At 64.5% G+C, this 14,644-nt stretch carries 10 protein-coding genes; 5 read left to right on the top strand and 5 right to left on the bottom strand.

Annotated elements, in window-relative coordinates:
* Positions 1–4 precede the first annotated feature (4 nt).
* Positions 5–1,117, bottom strand: a complete 1,113-nt coding sequence (gene dusB / locus K0B96_RS15175) for a tRNA dihydrouridine synthase DusB (RefSeq protein ID WP_220161729.1) — start codon at positions 1,115–1,117, stop codon at positions 5–7.
* Positions 1,118–1,197: 80 nt separating this feature from the next.
* Between dusB and K0B96_RS15170 the strand changes: the two genes are divergently transcribed.
* Entirely contained in the window at positions 1,198–1,641 is a 444-nt protein-coding gene (locus K0B96_RS15170; protein WP_220161728.1) for a thiol-disulfide oxidoreductase DCC family protein, read from the top strand.
* On the opposite strand, the gene K0B96_RS15165 is transcribed toward K0B96_RS15170, so the two are convergent.
* From K0B96_RS15165 to K0B96_RS15155, 3 genes are all read right to left on the bottom strand, one after another.
* Positions 1,638–2,801, bottom strand: a complete 1,164-nt coding sequence (locus K0B96_RS15165) for a MalY/PatB family protein (protein WP_220161727.1) — start codon at positions 2,799–2,801, stop codon at positions 1,638–1,640. The genes K0B96_RS15170 and K0B96_RS15165 overlap by 4 nt on opposite strands.
* Positions 2,802–2,913: 112 nt before the next feature.
* Complete coding sequence (locus K0B96_RS15160; RefSeq protein WP_220161726.1) at positions 2,914–4,527, bottom strand: SLC5 family protein; 1,614 nt, start codon at positions 4,525–4,527, stop codon at positions 2,914–2,916.
* Complete coding sequence (locus K0B96_RS15155) at positions 4,524–5,927, bottom strand: sulfatase-like hydrolase/transferase (RefSeq protein ID WP_220161725.1); 1,404 nt, start codon at positions 5,925–5,927, stop codon at positions 4,524–4,526. Before K0B96_RS15155 ends, K0B96_RS15160 begins: the two co-directional genes overlap by 4 nt.
* Positions 5,928–5,990: 63 nt before the next feature.
* Between K0B96_RS15155 and K0B96_RS15150 the strand changes: the two genes are divergently transcribed.
* The 3 genes from K0B96_RS15150 to K0B96_RS15140 all read left to right on the top strand — a co-directional run bounded on the left by K0B96_RS15150 (position 5,991) and on the right by K0B96_RS15140 (position 11,459).
* Positions 5,991–7,055, top strand: coding sequence for a LacI family DNA-binding transcriptional regulator (locus K0B96_RS15150; protein ID WP_220161724.1), 1,065 nt, complete (start codon positions 5,991–5,993; stop codon positions 7,053–7,055).
* Between the two features lie 120 nt (positions 7,056–7,175).
* Complete coding sequence (locus K0B96_RS15145) at positions 7,176–9,443, top strand: right-handed parallel beta-helix repeat-containing protein (RefSeq protein ID WP_220161723.1); 2,268 nt, start codon at positions 7,176–7,178, stop codon at positions 9,441–9,443.
* A gap of 3 nt (positions 9,444–9,446) precedes the next feature.
* On the top strand, positions 9,447–11,459 hold the full coding sequence (locus K0B96_RS15140; RefSeq protein ID WP_220161722.1) for a right-handed parallel beta-helix repeat-containing protein: 2,013 nt from the start codon (positions 9,447–9,449) through the stop codon (positions 11,457–11,459).
* 91 nt (positions 11,460–11,550) lie between these two features.
* Here K0B96_RS15140 and K0B96_RS15135 read toward each other — a convergent pair whose 3' ends face one another.
* The gene (locus K0B96_RS15135; protein ID WP_220161721.1) at positions 11,551–12,453 is read right to left on the bottom strand and encodes an alpha/beta hydrolase; all 903 of its coding nucleotides are present in this window, start codon (positions 12,451–12,453) and stop codon (positions 11,551–11,553) included.
* A 357-nt stretch (positions 12,454–12,810) separates the two neighbouring features.
* Between K0B96_RS15135 and K0B96_RS15130 the strand changes: the two genes are divergently transcribed.
* Positions 12,811–14,643 carry an arylsulfatase gene (locus K0B96_RS15130; protein WP_317983814.1) on the top strand — a complete coding sequence of 611 codons (1,833 nt, stop codon included), beginning with the start codon at positions 12,811–12,813 and terminating at the stop codon, positions 14,641–14,643.
* Position 14,644 lies beyond the last annotated feature (1 nt).

The following is a 14,644-nucleotide window of genomic DNA, read 5'->3' as shown; positions in this document are numbered from 1 at the left end:
CGGGTTACCAGACGTCGACGGGGCCTTTGGGCACGGGGATGCTCTCGCGCTGCAAGACGTCGGGCTCGCCGTCGGGGCGTTCGAACGAGGCGATCATCGGCGCGGGTTCATACTTGGGCAGGAGTTCGCCGTCGGCGCCGCAAAACGGCGCGCGCCACGCGAGATACTCGGCGATCGCGGCGTCGAAATCGGCGCGCGAGGTGATGGTGATGATCCGCCGTTTGAACGGTTTCGCAGGGCCGAAGCGTTTCGCATACCACGGCGCGACCTTGCGAAAGAGCCGCGCACCGTGTTCCTCGCCGTAGAAATCGCAGTAGCGTTCGAAGTGCCGGCGCATCACCCGCAGTCGCTCGGTGAACGTCGGCTCGGGCAACAGCTCGCCGGTGCGCAGCAAGTGCGCGGTGCGGCGGAAAATCCACGGATCGTAAAACGCGCCGCGGCCGATGCTGACGCCCGCGCATTCCGTTTCGGCAAGCATGCGCTGCGCGGCGGAGGGCGTGGTGACGTCGCCGTTGCCGATGACGGGAATCGCCCGCACGGCCTGCACGACGGCGCGGATGCCGGCGAGGTTGACGCCGCCGGAAAATCCCTGCGCGCGGGTGCGGCCGTGCACGAAAATGGCGGCGACGCCGGTGTCTTCGAGGACGCGGGCGAGGTCGGGCGCGGTGAGATTGGCGTCATCCCAGCCGAGGCGCATTTTGGCGGTGATGGGAATCTTGACGGCGTCGATCATGCCGCGCACGAGGCGCGCGGTTTTATCGAGCTCGGTCATCATGGCGGAGCCGCCGCCGATGCTCACGACCTTGCGCACGGGGCAGCCCATGTTGATGTCGATCGACTGCGCGCCCAGTTCTTCGCAGACGATGGCGGCGTCGCGCATTTCCTCGGGCACGCTGCCGAAGAGCTGGATGGCAAACGGCCGGTCTTCGGAGGCGGAGGCGACGAGTTTGAGCGCGGTGCGATTGCGTTCGAGGAGGGAGCGCGCGTTGACGAGATCGGTCGTGGTCCAGGAGAGCCCGCCGAGTTCGCGCAGCGTCACGCGCATCGGCAGATTGGTGTAGCCGGCCAGCGGCGAGAGGAACAAGGGCGAAGGAAGTTCGTAAGGACCAAGACGCATCGAAGCGGAAGAGGTAAAGCGCGGCGGCGTGTCGCCGCAAGGGGAGTTGCGTCGCGCGCCGGTGGGAGCGACAACGGAGCATGCCCGAGCCCTCCACCGCTTCTTCGCCGTCCGTCCCGCAACGGGTGTTGCTGTTCGACGGCGAATGCGGGCTGTGTCAGGGTTTGGTGCGGCTTTTGTTGCGCAGCGATCGGCGGGGGAAGTTGTGGTTCGCGCCGTTGCAGGGTGAAACGGCGCAGGCGTTTCTGCGCGCCCGCGATCTGCCGACGACAGATTTCGACACGGCGGTTTACGTGCCGGATTGGGCGGGGCGGCGGGTCACGATCCTCGTGCGCACCGATGCGGTGCTGGCCGTGCTGGCGGCTTTGGGCGGCGCGTGGCGCGCGGTGGCGTGGTGCCGCGCGATTCCGCGGAGTTGGCGCGACGCCGCGTATCGGCTGGTGGCGCGGGTGCGTTACCGGCTGTTCGGGGCGTATCGGCCGCGGGTGCTGCCGCCGGAGTGGCAGGCGCGGATTCTGCCTTAGCGCGCGGCCGCGGCGGCGCGTTTCATCCGGGCCAGGCCTTCGCTCAGCGTGGCGCGCGGGCAGCCGAAGTTGAGGCGCACATAGTCGCCGCGTCTCGCACCGAAATACGCGCCTTCGCTGAGGCCGACGCCGTGTTCTTCGAAGTGGGCGATGGGATCGGCAAGACCGAGTGCGCTGACGTTAAGCCACGCCAGATAGGTCGCCTCGATCGGCGCCTCGACGCGCACGGCGGGAAGCTCGCGTTGGAGAAACGAGAGGAGGTGATCGCGATTGCCCCGCAGATACGCGAGCAACGCCTGGCGCCAGGGTTCGCTGTCGCGGTAGGCGGCTTCGCACGCGGTGAAGCCGAGGGCGGTGACTTCGGCGACGATGCCGGCGGCGGCGCGAACGAAACGCGCGCGCAACGTGGCGTCGGGGATGATCGCGAGCGAGGTGCCCAGCCCGGGAATGTTGTAGGTCTTGCTCGGCGCCATGAGGGTGATGGTGCGCTGGGCGAGCTCGCTGCTGAGCGACGCGCTGGGGATGTGCGGCAGCGCGGGATCGAGGATCAGGTCGCAGTGAATTTCATCCGAGCAGAGAATGAGATCATGCCGCGCGCAGAATTCGGCGAGTTGCGTGAGTTCGTCGCGCCGCCACACGCGGGCGAGGGGGTTGTGCGGGTTGCACAAAAAGAAGAGCTTCGTGCGCGGCGTGACGGAGCGTTCGAGGGCCACCCAATCGATTTCCCAACGCGCCGCGGTGGTGTGGAGGGCAAACGGCACCGGCACCGACACGCGGCCGCTGTTTTTCGGCGCCGACATGAACGGCGGGTAAACGGGCGTGAGGGTGAGCACTTCGTCACCCGGGGCGGTGAGGGCCTGCGCGGTGAGGTTGAGGCCGCCGACGAGGCCAGGGAGCCAGACGAGCCACGCCGGATCGATCGCCCAACCATAGCGGCGCGCGAAAGCGTCGACGACAGCGTCGATCGTCGAGGCCACCGGGCGAGCGTAGCCGAAGATCCCGTGCGCGACGCGGCGTTGCAGGGCATCGATGATGGCGGGCGACGAGCGAAAATCCATGTCGGCGACCCACATGGGCAGGATGTCGCGGCCGGCGTATTTCTGCCACTTTTGGGAATCGGAGCCGACGCGGTTGAGCGGCGTGTCGAAGTCGAACGTCATGTCCGACGATAGCACGCCGTTTGTCGATGTGGCGCAAGGCGAAGGTCGGGCCGGCACCGGGTTTAGTCCGTCTGGGTGCGCGAACGACTGCCGCCCCGGCGCGCGACGCCCGTCACGCCCGCAGCAAACCGAGCGGGGAGAACAGCACGATGACGGCGACGAGGACGATGAGCACGCTGGCGAGAAAGAGGCGGTAGCGGCGTTGTTCGCGATCGCTCATGGGCACCGCTGCGCGTTGCGCGAAGGCGAGGCGCGCGGCCGGCGAGAATCGACCGCGGCTGGCGGCGAGCATCACCGCGGTGCAAACGAGCGTGATGGTGAAGCCGATGTTGAGCGGGTTGCGCAGGTAAACAGGCAGCTTCGCAACCGCGGCGGGGGAATCGAGCACGAGAAACGCGGCGAGCCCCAAGGTGGAACCGACGATGAGCGTGGCGATGGCGCCGCGATTGTCGGCGCGCCGGGAAAAAATGCCGAAGACAACACAAACAAAAACCGGCGGAGCGAGGAGCGACCAGAGTTTCACGAGATACGCGAATAACCCGGAGTAGCGGGCGATCAGCGGCGCCGCCGCGCTGCAACCCACGAGAATGAGCGCCATCAACGCGCGGCCGAGGCGCACGCGGGCGCGTTCGTCGAGCCGGGGGAATATTTTCAGCGCGAAATCATAGGTGAGCATCGAGGACGACGCGGCCAGCCCGGCCGCCATCGTGCCGAGAATCGCCGCGAGCAGTCCGGCGAGCACCAAGCCGACCAGTCCCGGTGGAACGAAATGCGCCACCATTTCGGCGTAGGCTTGATCCGGATGGGCGAGGCCGGGAATGAGCCGCGCCGCGATGACACCCGGTGCAGCGATGATGAAGAGGGCCAGGATCTTGAGCAACGCGGCGAATACCGCGCCCATTTTCGAATGATAAACACTGCGGGCCGCGAGCGCGCGTTGGACGTAGTCATGATCGGTGCAATGTCCATGCACGCCGAGGATCACGGCGCCGGTCAGCAGCGGCAGCCAGCCGAAGGCATGGTTCCAGGGTTGCACGACCGACCACATGGAGTGGCCCGCGGGATCGTGCATGGGGAGCAGCGCGGCGAGGCCGCCGGCGTGAGCGAGAGCGGCGAAGAGCGTCACGAGCCCGCCGAGGACGAGCACCGAGGCTTGAAACACGTCGATCCACATGACCGAACGCAACCCGCCGAAAATGGCGCAGATCGCCGCGCCGCCCGCGATCGCCACGACCGCGATCAGAAATTGTCCGGGAGCGGTCCAGCCCAGCAACGTGGTCAGCACCGTGGCGCCGGCATAGAGCGCCGCGGTGAGGTTGGCGGCGAGGATCATGACGACGTTGATGCCCGCAACGAAGAGCCGCGTGCCGGAACCGTAGCGGCGCTCGAAGAATTCCGGCGCGGTGGTGAGCTTCAGCCCCAGATAAACGTCCACAAAAAACAGCGCGAGGAGGAGGAAGCAGCCCGCGCCCACCAATTGGAACGCGCCGGCGACGAGTCCGAGGGTGTAGGCGAGGCCGGCCATGCCGACGAATTGCTGACTGGAGATGTTCGCAGAAAAAAGCGACGCGCCGATGACGGGCCAGCGCGCGGAGCGGCCGGCGAGGAAGAAGCCTTCGCCGGTCTCGACCTTGCGACGGGAAAACCAAGCGCCGAGCGCGATGGTAAACACGAAATATCCGAGCACGATCCCCAGATCGAGGGGGCTGACGCGCAGATGGGTCATGCGACGAGATCCGAGTCGACATCACCCGGCAGAAGCGCGGGCGGCAGCCAGCGATCGCCGATGGAGCTCTGCCAGGCGTTCAAGCGGGCGAGCAGGCGATGAATGACGGGTTGGTGCGCGGCCACGGTGGAGAGATCGGTGAGCTCCGCGGGGTCGTTGTCCAAGTCGAAAAGTTGTCGCCGCTCCTGCCCGTGCACGTAGTAGCGGATGAGTTTCCACCGCCCATCGCTGACCATGCGCTGACAATCCTTATAGAGCGCGAAAACGAAGTGCCGGCGGCCGTCAGGCGTTGATGCCGTGAGCGGTAACGGTCGGCTGTCGTGAGCGGGCGCAGCGGGCAGGCCGGCCAGCGCGGGCAGCGTCGAGAAGAGATCGAGGGAATAAACCGGCGCTGTTTCGGTGCGCCCGGCAGTCACGCCGGGGCCCGCCAGCAGCAGCGGCACGCGCACGCTTTCTTCGTAGAGATTCTGTTTGCCGAGCAAACCGTGGCTGCCGAGCGACAACCCGTGATCGGAGACGTAAACGACCAGCGTGTTGGATTCCAAGCCAGCCTCGCGCAGAGCGGTGAAGACGCGGCTGAGTTGAGCGTCGTGATGGCTGATCATGCCATAGTAGGCGGCGAGATGCGCCCGCAGGACATCGGGTTGCAGTGGATGGTCGGCGAGGCGTTCGTCGCGGATCGCAATTTCGCCGTTATCAAAGGGATGGTCAGGCAGAAAATTCGCCGGCAACGGAATGTCGGCCGGCGGATATAACGTGGCGAACTCCGGGGGCGGGGTGCGGGGATCGTGGGGCGACGTGAGTGCGAGATAGAGGAAGAAGGGTCCGCGGGGTTGCTGAATAAACTCCTCCGCAGCGCGGCAAAAGAGTTCGGTGGAGAAGCCTGCTTCGTAGTAAGGCGGTGCCGAGTAGTCGCCGGTCGGCGAATAATCCCGCAGCGGCACGTGATGATGATCGGACATGCCGCCGAAAAAGATGCGGCGTCCGCCGGTGAACGAGCGTTGAAGCGCCGCCGGGTCGTTGTGCCATTTTCCGGTGATGAACGTCTCGTAACCGGCGGCGCGAAATCGCTCGGGGAGCGTCGTGAGATCGGGAGCGAGGGCCACCAGGCGGTCGGGCTGGCTGGAGGGAGAGGGAGCGGCGTCGGCGCGGATGACATTGCAGCCAGTCAAGAGCGCGGCGCGGGCAGGCGAACACACGGCGGCGATGAGCCCGCCCATTTGATACGTGCGCGCGAAATGGGTGCCGCGGCGCGCCAAGGCGTCCAAGTGGGGCGTGCGCACCGCCGGATGCCCGCACACGCCGAGCGCATCGTGCCGGTGATCGTCGGCGATGATGAAGACGACATTCGGCGGCGGCCGACCGGAGGACGGCGCAGGAAAGGGAGAAGGGGCAGCCACGGGAGCAATTACGTTGACGTGGTGAATCCGGTGCGAAAAGTCGCACTCCGCTAAATCAATTAAGTGAGCTGGGAAAAACGCACCACTTTGAAGGATGTTGCCGGGCGGCTGGGCCTGAGCGTGGCGGCGGTGTCGCTGGCGTTGCGCAACCATCCTTCGATTTCGGCGGCGACGACGGCGAAGGTGAAGGCGATGGCGCGGGAGCTGAATTACGCGCCGGATCCGGGGTTGTCGGCGCTGGCCGCGCACCGCAGCCGCCTGCGGGTGCATCGGGATTTTTCGGTGATCGCGCTCGTGACGAACTGGTCGAGTCGGGATGCGTGGACGACGCGGACAAGTGCGAAGCAGGCGATCGAAGGCGTAACGTTGCGCGCGCGGTCGCTCGGGTATTCGCTGCAGGTCTTCTGGGCGCGCGAACAGGGGTGTTCGGCGCGGCGGTTCAGCGCGGTGCTGCGCAACCGCGGCATCCGGGGCGTGATTCTCGCGCCGTTCGAAGATCCGCGCGACCGGCTCGATCTGGAGTGGAAGGACTTCGCGGTCGTCGCGCTGGAGCGGCCAGTGCAATATCCGTTGTTTCATCACATCGTGCCGAACCACTTCGCGGGCATTTTGCTGGCGTGGGAGCAACTGCGCGCGCGCAACTACACGCGGATCGGGATCATCGTGTGGACGGATCTCTCTGATCGCACGCTGCACCAATGGGAGGCGGGTTACGCTTATCTGCAGTCGCGCACGCTGGAGGCGAATCGGGTATCGGCGCTCGTGCTGCAGCCGGAGGATCCGGTGGGACAGATTCGAAGCTGGCTGCGGCGGGAACGCCCGGAGGCGGTCATCAGCCGCTCGGATGGTTTTTTTGAAGCGGTGCGCGCTGAAGGTTTGCGCATCCCGCAGGACATCGGTTACGCGAGTTTGAATGTCGCGGACGACGTGCCGCAGGCGAGCGGGATCCAGCAGCATCGCAGCGAAATGGGGGAATTTGCCGTCGAGATATTGAACAGCTTGCTCCAGAGCAACCAGCGCGGTTTCAACGCCGTGCCGCATGGCACGCACGTGGACGGCACGTGGCAGGAAGGCCGCACGGTGCGGGGTTTGCCGGCCGCGCGAAAGAAAGCGCGCGAGCCGCGGTGACCAGTGGACGATTTGGAAAATCGTTAACTGATTTAGTCGCGCCTTGGTTGCGGCGTCGCTGCACGCAAGGTGCGCTGGTCCCGCCCCGTCCCGCGTTGCGTATCCCCACCTTCCTGCCCCATGATGTTTCGCTCTTCGCTTTTTCGTTGGGTTCATTTGGCGGCGCTCACCGCGCCCGTTTTGTGGGGAGGAGAGCCGGCGACGCTGGTCGCGCGAGAGGACACGCGGATACATGTGTCGCCGCGGGGCGACGACGGGGCGTCGGGAGGAGCCGGGGCACCCGTGGCAACGTTGCCGCGCGCAATGGCGTTGGCGCGGGCGGCGCGGGCCGCCGATGCGGGCGCGCGTATCCACATCCTGCTGGCCGATGGCATCTACCGGCTCGCGGCGCCGTTGGTGCTCGGACGCGAGGATACGCCCGCAACCGGCGGGGTGCTAAGTTTTGAGTCTGCGGGCGGGCGCGCGATTGTGAGCGGGGGCGTGCCGATCCGGAGCTGGACGCGCGTGGCCAGCGGCGAGGAACCCGCAGGCACCGCGGAAGCGGCGCGCGGCAAATTATGGATGGCGAGCGTGCCGGAGGCGTTGCACGGCCGGGCGTTTCGCACGCTTTACGACGAGATGGAGCGTCTCCCGCGGGCGCGTTCGGCGCGCTATCTCGCGCGTGGCAAGCACCGCGGATTGGCGGACCGCCTGCAAAAGCGCGATGTGATCGAGTTTCCCGCGGGGTCGATCAAATCGTGGCCGAATTTGGACGACGTGGAGATTCTCAGCCGTCCCAACCACAACTGGCTGGTGAACTACCTCTCACTGGCATCGGTGGACGAAGCGGCGCTGACGGCGCGCACCACGCTTCCGGCCACGTATACGCCCACGGGTGAATTTTGGGTGGAGAACGTAATCGAGTCGCTGGATACGCCGGGCGAGTGGGTGCTCCGTCGCGCCGAAGGGCGCGTTTATTTTTGGCCGCGCGGTGCGGAGCCCGGACCGAATATCGTGGCTCCCGCCGTCACGACGCTCGTGCGTGTGGCTGGAGAGGAAGGCTGCGGTGGTGCTCCGGACGAGCCGGTGCGCGGGGTCGAGTTTGTCGGTCTGACCTTTGCGCACACCGATCGCGATGCCTGGCGCGGCGACGATGCCGGACTGCAGCACGACTGGGCGATGTGGGACAAGGACGATGCCTGCCTGCGCTTCCGGGTGGCGGAAAATTGTGCGGTGCGCGACTGCATCTTCGAGGCGGCGGGAGGGCAAGGTATCCGGGCCGACCTTTACGCGCGTGCCCTCGAGATACGTGGCAACACGTTTCGCCATTTGGGCGCGGGCGGCGTGTTGCTGTGCGGTTATGGGCCCGGCACGCGAGACGTGAACGGCGGCGATGAGATCGTGGACAACGAATTTCATCACTTGGGTGAGTTGTGGTGGCACGCGCCCGCGGTGTTCCTCTGGCAAAGCGGAGGAAATCTCGTGGCGCATAATTATCTGCATGATCTGCCCTATAACGGGATGGTCCTTGACGGGGTGCGGCCGCGCTATTTCGCCATCGCGACGCCGAAAGTGCCGCGGCCGGAATTTCCCCCGAACCTCCGCGAAAACCTCCGCCTGATGCGCTGGCGCGAAATAGGCAACCCGCGCACGACCGAGGCGATTCTGCCATTTGCGCACACCCGTGACAACGTGGTGCGCGATAACGAGATTCACGATGCGATGCAGGTGTTGCGCGACGGCAATGGGATCTACCTCTCCAGTGCAGGGAAGGGAAACGTCATCCAGCGGAACGTCATTTACAACATGGGCGGGTCCGCCGCGATCCGCACGGATGATGATCAATCCTATTGCACGATCACCGACAATGTGACTTTCGGCGTCGGGATCGTGATCAAGGACTTCAATGCCACTTGGAACAATATCATGGTGAACGGGGGGCTGCGCATTACCTCGGACCGCCCCGACTCTCGGGTCGAAAGGAATGTTTACGTTTCCTACACCGGCCAGAGTCGATTCTACGAAGTTGATACCGTGAACAGCTATTTCGGGAACGCTCCCGGTGATACGATGCTCGGCAATTACAACCCCGACCATAAGCCGATCGTCCCGCCGAAGACCGATCACAATCTGTTCAGCACGTCGGACCGGGTGGGCGCGGAAGCGTTTATCCAGGGCATGCAGCGGGCGTGGGGTAATGATCGCGCGAGTCGCATCGGCGATCCTCAGTTTCGCGACGCCGCGCACGGCGACTTTCGTTTTGGCGAGAATTCACCGGCCGAGGCGCTCGGGATTCACTCCGTGGACACGACCCATGTCGGACTGCTGCGGGAGCCGATGGTGGAGCGACTGAAACGCACGTCGCCGATCGATCTGCAGCAAACCGCCACCAGCAAAGATCGGGGATAACCTATGACTTTATCACCACCTACGAAATTCCTGCGCGCGATTCTCGGGGGCGTGGTGGGCGCCGTGACACTGACCGCTGCGGCCGCGACATTTCATGTCAGTCCCCACGGGGCGGACGATGCGGCGGGCACAGCCAAGATGCCGTGGCGGACGTTGGCCCGCGCCGGGAAAACGCTGGCGCCCGGCGATAAATGTCTCGTGCATGCAGGCACCTATCGGGAAACGCTGCATCTGCAGCGGAGCGGAACTGCGAATGCCTCCATCACCTACGCCGCGGCGGGCGACGGAGACGTGATAATCGACGGGAGCGATCTGCTCAGAGGCGCTTGGCAAGTCTATCGCGAAAGAATCCATGTGATCGAACTCGCCGGTCCTGTGCGGCAGGTTTTTGTGGGCGAAGAGCAGCAGACGTGGGCCCGCTGGCCGAATGCTAATCCGCATAACCGCTGGGACCGCAACACGTGGGCTTCCACTGGGCTCGGCAGCCGTTACGGTTTGGTAATCGACCCCGCGCTGGCCGAGACGCACGTCGATTGGACCGGCGCGACCGCGGTGTTGAATGTCGCGCACCAATTCCTGACGTGGACGCGCCGCGTGCAAGCCTGCGACACGGCGCGCGGGGCGTTCACTTACGCGCGGGATCTCACTCCGATCACGAACTATGCCGACAAGACGACCGAGTGGGAAGACGATCGCTTCTACCTCGTCGGCAAGCTGGAGGCGCTTGATGCGCCCGGTGAATGGTTTTTCGATGCTCCGGCGTCGCGGTTGTATTTCTGGGCGCCCGGAGGCGCTGATCCGAATCGTTTGCCGGTGACGGTCAAGCGCCGCGCCCTTGGGCTGCGCATCGACGGTGCCCATCATATTACTGTGCGCGGCTTTCGTTTTGTCGGGTGCACCGTCCAAGTGCGCGGTGACGACAATGAAATCGCGGACTGCGAGCTGCGTCATCCTGTCTACGCGTTCCACATGTCGGAGCCGGCCGCGGAACAGGCGGACGACCGGACCGCGATCGATGGAGATCGGAATGTGTTGCGGCATTGCACGATCAGCGGAGCGAACACTAGCGGCCTACTGGTGCGGGGATCGCAGAATCTGATCGAGGATTGCGTTATCCATGACGCATGCTGGGACGGATCACTGGCCTACGCGGTCGTTTCGATCGACCATCCAGACGACGACAAAACCCGGGGCAACACGTTACGGCACTGCACGATTTTCGACGGCGGCAACACACTGGTGCGCCATGCCGGGCCGGGCAACGTGATCGAGTATTGCGACATTCATGACGGCGGGCGCGTCGCCAAGGATGTTGCCCTCGTGCAAGGCGGTTCACCGCGCGTGGCTGGCTCGGTCGTCCGCTATAATTGGGTGCATGGCTGTCGACCGTACGTCTTCGCGGGAGGATTGACCGGCGGACTGGGCATTCGCGGCGATGACCAGACGCGCGGGTTGATCGTGCATCACAACGTGGTGTGGGACTGCGATCGTGACGGCATTATCGTAAAGGGCGATTTCAACGAAGTGAGTTACAACACGGTGTTCGGAATCGGCACGGGCCGCTTCGGTGGCAACGGTCTTAGTCTGCACACTGAACCGGAACCGCACAAGCCTTGGGCCCGCAGCACGACGCCGCTCCTCGCGGTGCAGAATCAGCACACGCGCGCGGAAAACAATGCGGTGACCACATTCACGTGCGATCGCGTCGGCACCCCTTTCCCGCTGCAGGACGGCATTGACCATAACTTTGTGTCCGCGGAACTCGCCGCGGGCGCGCAGTCCCAGCTCGCTGATCCGGCCCATTTCGATTTCCGGCCGCGGGCAGGTTCAGCCTTGATCGATGCCGGGACGGTGATTGACGGAATCACCGGCAAGGTCGTGGGACGGGCGCCAGATATTGGCGCCTACGAGCGGGGCGGAAAAAACTGGGAGCCGGGCGCGCGAACCGCATCAGTGACATCACGGGACCACGTGTCGGAGGATGCCGCGGCGAAGGCGCTTACGCAGTGGGACTGAGACTCGGCGATCACCGGTAGGCTCAGCTCAGCGAAAGCCCAGTTTGTGCGCGCGCGGAGCTGCGTTCCTGCGAGACGCGCGCTGCCGGGCGTTAGGGTGTCGATGGAAGGTTCGGAGCGTCGACCGGCAGCCAGCCGAGCGACGTGAGAAACGCGGCGCATTCGTGGAGGGTGAGCTTGTAATACTTGACGGACTTCGAGCGGTTGAAAAATCCGTGAGTCTGGCCGGCGTAGAGATGCAATTCGCAGCGCGCGCCGGCAGCGAGCATCGCGGTGCGAAAACGTTGCAGAGTCGCCACCGGCACGAGAGGGTCCGTAGTCCCCAGAAACAGCACCGTGGGCGGCGCGCCGCGGCGGACGTTGGCGGCGGGCGACAGTTCGGCAACGCGATCCCGCACGCGTTCGGCGCCATATTCTCCCGGGCCGTTGTCGAGCACAGGATTGAAAAGAAGCAGCGCGTCCGGTCGCGGAGAAATCGTCAGATCGTCGGATGGGTCATCGACGCCGGCGACAAGCGCAGTGTGCGCCGCAAGATGGCCACCGGCGGATGCGCCGGCCGCGGCAATGCAGTGCGAATCGACGCCGAGTGCCCCAGCGTGTTGACGAACCCAACGCATCGCCGAGCGGGCGTCTTCAATGCACACGATGGGGGGAGTCGTCGTGTGCGGATGAACCACGCGGTATTGCACTTGGATGCATACCAACCCGCGCGACGCAAAATAGCGGCTTTGGTCGTTGAATTGCGACAGCGGTCCGCCCACCCATCCGCCACCGTGGAAAAACACGATCGCCGGCCGCCGGTCGGTAGGCTTCCAGTCGTCGGGCTCGAGCACATAGAGCTTTTGCGGTCCGTCCTCGGTCTGTTTGTAAACCTGTGCGTCGCCCACGACTTCGCTCGGCCAAGCGGCGGCGCGTAATGTGGCGGGCAGTGCGAGCCAAGCGCAGAGCCCGGATAGCAGTGCGCACGCGAACGAGGTGCGGGATGGGATCAACATGGTCGTGGTAGTGGACGCTCCGGAAGGCGTGGCTGCGTTGATCGTGATGGATGCCGCGTGCAGTCTTTTATGATTAACCGCAATGCCCGCGGTGGACGGCTGCGATAAGTGGGTCGGAAAGATGGCAGGGTCTTCGTGGGTCATGTGTTGCCACAGGAGGATTTCAATTCGCCCGGCCGGGCATGTGGGTATCGAGATAGGGGGAGCGCCGGTGATGGCCGTCGCTCGGAGAAAATCAGAACGGCTGCCGCGCGTTGGGTTTCAACCCATGCGTGACTGTATCAGTTAAATCGGCGAACGGCGCGGACGCGTTGCCGGAGCGCTTAATTGTTAGAGGGACACGGGATTTGCGGCTGAATGGATCGTCGCAAACCTCCCGCGCGGGTCCTCGCTGCGGGGGCCTTGGTCGTGCCAATCCCCATCATGAAAATTGCTCTGTTCATTGCACTGTTGGCGGCATGTTTGCCTGGGGGTGCGCGCGCGGCGGAATCTTCCGCGCACACGAACCGGGCGCCCAATGTCATTATTGTTTTAACCGACGACCAAGGCTACGGAGACGTAGCGTGCCTGGGTAACAGGATGATCCGCACGCCGAACTTGGACCGGCTCCACGCGGAGAGTGTGCGACTGACGAATTTCCATGTTGATCCAACCTGTGCGCCGACCCGCGCGGCCTTGATGACAGGGCGCTATTCCACCCGCACGGGCGTCTGGCACACGATCATGGGGCGGTCGCTGATGTATCGCGACGAGGTGACGATGGCCGACGTGTTCAAGTCGGCGGGCTACCGCACGGCGATGTTCGGCAAATGGCATTTGGGCGACAATTATCCGCTGCGGCCGGAGGATCGCGGTTTTGAGGAAACGGTGACGTTTGGCGGCGGCGGGATTGGTCAGACGCCGGATCACTGGGGCAACGACTACATCGACGACACTTACCGGCACAACGGCCGCTTGGAAAAATGTCACGGTTACTGCACGGACGTATTTTTCTCCCGTGCGCTTCAGTTTATCGAGGCCAACAAGGATCGGCCCTTTTTCGCCTACATCGCCACCAATGTTCCGCATGCTCCCTACATCGTGCCGGAACGCTATACCCAGCCTTACACGGAAAAAGGCGTCCCGCGGCCGATGGACAGTTTCTACGGCATGATCGCGAACATGGATGAAAACCTGGGACGTCTGCGGGCGCGGTTGCAAGAGTTGGGCCTCGCGGAAAACACCATTCTGATCTTTGCCTCGGACAATGGCACTGCGGCGGGCGTAGCCGGGGCCAATCGGTTTGGCGCACCACCGCCGCCGCCGGGAAGCTGGCCGGGCTTCAACGCGGGGATGCGAGGCGTCAAGGGATCTGAATACGACGGCGGCCATCGCACGCCGTGCTTCATCCGCTGGCCGCGCGGCGGAGTAGAAGGCGGGCGCGATGTGAACCAACTGACGGCGCACATCGACCTGCTGCCGACGTTGATCGACCTTTGCCGGTTGCCAAAGCCGTCGCAGGTGCAATTCGACGGGACCAGCCTGGCCGCCCTATTGCGAGACCCGGCGGCGGTGTGGCCGGAGCGAACGTTGTTCGTCCATCGCCAACGCGCAGACATTCCCCCGAAATGGGAGCACAGCGCAGTGATGACGGACCGTTGGCGTTATAACAACGGCCGGGAACTCTATGACATTACGCGCGATCCCGGGCAGGAGAAAAATGTCGCCGCGGACCATCCGGACGTGGTGGCGAAGTTGCGGGCGCGTTACGAGACATGGTGGGCTTCACTTGCTCCGGCGTTGAAACGCTTCGCCTATATTGAAGTCGGGGCGCCCCAAGAGAATCCTACGATGATCGATTGCATGGATTGGCATGCACCCGACCAAAAAGAAGTCCCCTGGAACCAGGAGCAGATCAAGGAAGCGCGTTGGGTGAACGGCTACTGGATGATCGAGGTAGCGAAACCGGGACGGTATGCGTTCACGCTGCGGCAGGAACCCGCGGAGGCGCATTTCCGTCTTCAGGCCAATCGGGCGCGAATCATCGTCGGTGATCAGGAGGCCTCGGTGGTCGTTCCCGCAGGTGCGACCAGCGTGACGCTTTCGCTGAAGCTGCGAGCCGGTCCTGCCAAGATGCAGACGTGGTTGTCGGACGACGCAGCGGGCAAATCGCGCGGAGCGTTTTACGTCGAAGCGCGGCTCTTGGAATAGA

Source organism: Horticoccus luteus (assembly GCF_019464535.1).
GTDB classification, from domain to species: Bacteria; Verrucomicrobiota; Verrucomicrobiia; order Opitutales; family Opitutaceae; genus Horticoccus; species Horticoccus luteus.
This window is presented reverse-complemented; position numbering and strand designations above follow the sequence as displayed.